The sequence below is a fragment of the Bradyrhizobium sp. genome (genome assembly GCF_019242285.1).
In the GTDB taxonomy this organism is placed as follows: domain Bacteria; phylum Pseudomonadota; class Alphaproteobacteria; order Rhizobiales; family Xanthobacteraceae; genus Bradyrhizobium.
The window spans coordinates 1-4,234 of the sequence record NZ_JAFAVV010000453.1; the positions used below are offsets into that span (position 1 = coordinate 1).

The window sequence follows — 4,234 nt, forward strand, 5'->3', positions numbered from 1 at the left end:
TGACTCGCTAAACTAATCGTGGTCGACTTTTCCGCCGGCCATGCTAGCCCATCAGACCTACAATCGGTCTGTAGGACGAAGCCGAGATACGAAAACGGGAGGTTGCTTAATGGATCGCGCTCGCAAAAATGGAACTTTCTCACGCCGGGGAGTGCTGGCAATGGGAGCCGGCGCCTCGCTCGGCTTCGGTCTCGCGGACGTGAGGACGAGCGCCTCGGCTGAGGACGCAGTGACTATGCGCTTGGGCAGCGACAGCCCGCTTGAGGATTCGCATTCGGCGGGTCCGGTCAAGTTTAAGGAACTCGTCGAGGCGAAGACCGGCGGCCGGGTCAAGATCACCATTTTTCCAAACGCGCAGCTTGGCGACAATGCCGCGATGAACAACGCGGTTAAGGCTGGGACGCTCGACGGCAACTTCAGCGATGTCGGCATTTTTAGCGCCGCGGTGCCGGGCGTCGACGTCGTGAGCCTACCCTTTCTCTTTGCGAAAACGGAGGACGCGATCGCCGCGTTCTACGGCAAGCTCGGCGCGGTCCTGCGGCCCAAGGTCGAGGTCGCCTTTGCCGGAAAGATCCTGGGCTGGGGCACCGACGGCGTCAGGAACATGTGGAACATCCGTCACCCAATCCGCTCGGTCGACGATGTGAAGGGGCTGAAAATGCGCGTGCAGGCCAGCCAGGTGCACAAGGACACCTACGCAGCCCTCGGGGCGCTGCCGACGCCGGTCGCGTTCAATGAGCTCTATACCGCACTCCAGACCCACGTCGTCGACGGCGCCGACAACGGAATGGTCGATATGGTATCGTTCAAGTTCTACCAAGTCACCAAATACCTGACCATGACGCGTCATGTGCCGATCCTCGACGCATTCCTTGTCTCGGACAAGTTCCTCGCGAAGCTCAGCCCGGCCGACGCAGATACCGTGCGCGAGGCGGGCAGGGCCGCCTCTGAACATCAAGTGAAGGTGACCATGGAGGAAGAGTCGCGCGATCTAGCGGAATTGAAAGGGAAGGGCATCGAGGTGATCGAGGAGTTCGATCGACAACCGTTCGTTGACAAGATGACGAGTGTCTACGAGGCCGCGATAAAGAAGATCGGCGACCCGACTCTTATTGATCTCGCCCGCGACCACGCCTGAAGGGCGCGAGATGGACGGGCCCCGCGCCACCAAAAATGACGCGGCGGAAAACGACGCCGCGCTGCTCGTTTTGCAGCGAACCCTCGCACGCTGCGGCGGCTACATCGCCAAGCTGGTCTTCGCGTTAAGCGGCGCGCTCCTCGTCTTTCTTTCAGCGACGTTGTTTCTGCAGGTTGTTTTCCGCTACCTCATCCAGCAGCCCCTGCCCTGGACTGAGGAGGCGGCGCGGTACGCGCTGGTGTGGTACGCCATGTTGGCGGCGGCGGCAGCGGCCTGGTCGGGTCAGCATTTCGTCTTCCGCTGGGCGACGCTGCTCGTGCCGGAACGCCCGCGCATCGTCCTTAAGCTTGCGGTGAGCCTAGTGACGCTGGCCCTCCTGCTCGTCATGATCGTGGTGAGCTGGCGCTACGTCCAGTTCCTCGAGGGCCAGACGACGATCGCGACGCAGATCGACATGCGGATCCCGTATTCCGGAGTGCCGGCCGGACTTTCCCTCCTATTCCTGATCTACCTGTTCGATTTCGCGGACAGCATGCTGGCCCTGCGCACCGGCCAAAATTTCAGCGAGCGCCACAAGCGCGACGTGAATGTCGAGATCGATCTGATGAAGAAATCCCTCGGCGTATCCTGATGCGCGGATCGGCGCGCCCGTCTCAACGGCGATAGCACAGGGGGCGCCGTGCCATGGGCATCATCATCCTCGTTGCCTTTGTCCTCCTGATAGCAGTCGGGGTTCCCATCGCGTTTTGCCTCGGCGGGGCGGGTGTATTGGGGCTCCTGCTGTCACCGCAGGCCGCTGGCATGATCGACGCGGTGCCCCAGCAAGTCTTCAACTCGCTCAATTCCTTTCCATTCCTCACCATCCCGCTGTTCATCTTTGCCGGCACGATCATGGCCGAAGGCGGCGTGGCGCAAAGGCTCATGGGCGTGACCCACATGACGGTCGGGCGGGGTCGCGGCGGGCTCGGCATCGCGGTTGTAGTCGCGGCCATGTTTTTCCATGGCATATCCGGATCCTCAACGGCCGACACCGCCTCCATCGGTAAGGTCACCATCCCGGCGCTGCGCCAGCAGGGCTATCCCCTGCCTTTCAGCACCGCTCTGCTCGCCGCGGCCGGGGCGACGGCAACCCTGGTGCCACCCACCATCGATCTCATCATCATCGGCGTGGTCGCTAACATGTCCATCGCCGGCCTGTTCGCGGCCGGCCTCATACCGGCGATCATAAACGCCATCGGATTGATCATTGTCGTAGTGATCCTGTCGCGCCGACATAGATGGGGGGGATACGCCCAGCGCATATCACTGAGGACGTTCGCCGTGTCGCTCGCGAAGGCGGCGCCCGCCCTCTTCATGGTGGTCATCATCCTCGGCGGCATCCTGTCCGGCGCATTCACGCCGACCGAGGCCTCAGCCGTTGCCGTGGTCTATGGGCTGATCGTGTCGTTGTTCGTCTACGGCGACCTCAAGCTCCGAATGCTGCCGCAGATCTTCCGCGAATCGGTCGAGATTAGCGGCATGGTCATGCTGGTCATCGCCATGGGAGCGCTCGTGGGCTTCGCCATGACGATCGGCCAGGTTCCGCAGGACGTCGCCGCGGCGCTGCAGCGCGTTGCTGGCGACCGCAACATCTTCCTCTTCCTGGTGCAGCTCCTGTTCTTCGCCATCGGCATGTTCATGGATGCAGTTCCCGCGCTCATCATCCTGATGCCCATCCTCACGCCGGTAGCCGTTTCGCACGTTATCGACCCGATCCATTTTGGGATCCTGATCGAGGCCAATGTCGCGCTCGGCATGGCCCATCCACCGGTCGGTGTATGCGTCTTCGCAGCCTGCGCGGTCGCCAAGCTGCCGCTCGAGCACATCATCCGGCCGCTGCTTCCCTTCCTGGCGATCCTAATCGTCACTTTGCTGTTGATCACCTATGTTGAGGGGTTCTCGATGTTCCTGCCGCGCGTACTGGGGCTGACGACGTGACCGCAAAGGGCGCCCCGGCGATCGACGCCGCCGGTCTGGCCCAAGGTGCGCGTCTGGACGACAAGATCGTTATCGTCACGGGCGCGGCGGGCGGTATCGGCGCGTGCATCGCCAAGCATTTTGCGGCCGCCGGCGCAACGCTACTACTCGCCGACATCCAGGCGGACCACGCTACCGCGATCGCACAAGAGATCGCCGCGCGGGGGGGACGAGCCGCTTCCACCCCCGTCGATATTACCGATCCGGACAGCGCGCGGGCCATGGCCGCCATCGCCATGCGGGACTACGGCAGGATCGATGTCCTTGTCGCCTGCGCCGGGATCGACGCCCCGCGCGGCCAGGCCTGGAGCCTTGCTGACGCGCATTGGCGCAATGTCATCGACACCGACCTATCCGGCGCCTGGTGGTGCGCGAAGGCCGTCATCCCCTCGATGATCAGAGCGCGTTCCGGCCGCATGATCTTCATCGGATCGGTGGCGGGTCGGCGCGGCAGCCTCGGGACTTCAGTTGCCTACAATGCGGCGAAGGCCGGCATCGCTGGGCTCACCTTCGGCCTCGCCAGGCAGCTCGAGCCCCACGGCATCCTGGTCAATGCTGTGGCGCCCGGCCCGACCGGAAATACCGGTGAGCCGATGACCGATGAGGAGAAGGCGCGCGAGGCCGCGACTTATCCGCTTGGCCTCGGCGGTCCCGAGCCAGTCGCCCATGCCTGCCTCTATCTGGCGGGCCAGGGTGGAAATTGGATCAGCGGCACCGTCCTCAACGTCAGTGGCGGCCGCTGGCAGGGCTGAGGGCAAACGCTTGTGCAATTCAGCAAGGACAGGAAATGACTTCTACTCTCGTTCGCGGCAAGGCACTTATCTGCAAAATCGATCAGCATAACCGGCCTTTGCTCGTCGATGACGGAGCGCTCCTGGTCGATGGAAGCGTGATCACCGAAGTCGGCCGCTTTGCCGAGTTGTCGCGCCGCTACCCTTACGCGACAACGGTTGGATCGCCTGATCATGTCGTGACCCCGGGCTTTGTAAACGCCCATCACCATGTCGGAGTGACGCCGCTGCAGCTCGGCTCGCCCGACCTGCCGCTCGAATTGTGGATCGTGAGGCGCATCGCGGCGCG

General features: G+C 63.2%; 4 protein-coding genes and 1 pseudogene. All 5 read left to right on the forward strand.

Annotated features, from left to right (window positions below; genetic code table 11):
* The first annotated feature begins 109 nt into the window (after positions 1-109).
* Positions 110-1,138, forward strand: coding sequence for a TRAP transporter substrate-binding protein (locus tag JOY90_RS17820; protein ID WP_291692434.1), 1,029 nt, complete (start codon positions 110-112; stop codon positions 1,136-1,138).
* Between the two features lie 10 nt (positions 1,139-1,148).
* Positions 1,149-1,769, forward strand: coding sequence for a TRAP transporter small permease (locus JOY90_RS17825; protein ID WP_291692435.1), 621 nt, complete (start codon positions 1,149-1,151; stop codon positions 1,767-1,769).
* Between the two features lie 53 nt (positions 1,770-1,822).
* A complete protein-coding gene (locus JOY90_RS17830; protein WP_291692436.1) occupies positions 1,823-3,115 on the forward strand; it encodes a TRAP transporter large permease in 1,293 nt (430 codons plus the stop codon).
* Positions 3,112-3,906, forward strand: a complete 795-nt coding sequence (locus JOY90_RS17835) for an SDR family NAD(P)-dependent oxidoreductase (RefSeq protein ID WP_291692437.1) — start codon at positions 3,112-3,114, stop codon at positions 3,904-3,906. The genes JOY90_RS17830 and JOY90_RS17835 overlap by 4 nt, the downstream gene beginning before the upstream one ends.
* A 137-nt stretch (positions 3,907-4,043) precedes the next feature.
* Positions 4,044-4,234 (forward strand): annotated as a pseudogene (locus JOY90_RS17840) (amidohydrolase); the annotation flags it as partial.